Here is a 942-nt window from a genome sequence, read left to right on the forward strand (position 1 = left end):
CCGACACCTATCTGAACGGCGGCCGCTTCGGCCGTGACCTCCATTCCCTTCTGATCCATTGAACGCCCATGCATCCCAGTCCAGAACTGAACACGATCCTCAAGCAGTTGCGCCTCTCGGGCATCCTCGACTCGCTCGAGCAACGCAACCGTCAGGCCATCGACGGGCAACTTGCCTACACGGATTTCCTCTCCATGCTGTTGCACGACGAGGTCGCACGGCGAGAGCAGAAGAAGCTCGGCGTGCGGCTCGCCCGCGCTGGCTTCGCCCTCGGCAAGACCCTCGAGAACTTCGACTTCGACCGCGTGCCCAAACTCAACCGCGCTCACATCCATGATCTCGCCACCGGCCGCTACATCGACGAGAAGGTCTGCGTGCTGATGGTCGGCCAAACCGGCGTTGGCAAGTCGCATCTCGCGCAGGCGTTGGGCCACTGCGCCGCGCGTCAGGGCCGTGATGTCCTGTTCATTACGCAAACCGGATTGCTCAAGAAGCTGCATGCAGCAAGGGCGACCGAACTCTATGAACGCAAGCTCCAGCAGTTTGTGCGCGTGCCGGTGCTGATCGTTGATGACTTCGCACTCAAACCTCTTCGTGCGCCCCACGACGAAGACTTCCATGACCTGATAGCCGCCAGGTATGAGCGCGCGGCGACGATCCTGACGTCAAATCTCGACTTCAGCGAATGGGGAGACGCGTTCCCCGACAACCGCATCCTCGGTGCTGCCACGCTCGATCGGCTACGGCATGGCGCCTACCGTGTCGTCATTGAGGGTGAGAGCTTCCGCAAGCCGAAACCGATGCCCGAAAACGGCGAAAACGCGGTTGCCAAATCAGGCAAAAAAACGCATTCTTGAGTCCCTTCGAAATCGCGTTTCGGGGCCATTCCAGGTGGCCTCATTACGCCGATCATCCCCGGCTCGATTACGCCGATCCGTGACA

At 60.5% G+C, this 942-nt stretch carries 1 protein-coding gene; it reads left to right on the top strand.

Going from position 1 to position 942, the window contains the following annotated elements; translation table 11 throughout:
- Positions 1–68 precede the first annotated feature (68 nt).
- Positions 69–857: an IS21-like element helper ATPase IstB gene (gene istB / locus VSR82_RS39830; protein ID WP_498858908.1), complete on the top strand. Its 789-nt coding sequence runs from the start codon at positions 69–71 to the stop codon at positions 855–857.
- Positions 858–942 lie beyond the last annotated feature (85 nt).

The sequence above is a fragment of the Burkholderia sp. JPY481 genome (assembly GCF_038900515.1).
In the GTDB taxonomy this organism is placed as follows: domain Bacteria; phylum Pseudomonadota; class Gammaproteobacteria; order Burkholderiales; family Burkholderiaceae; genus Paraburkholderia; species Paraburkholderia youngii.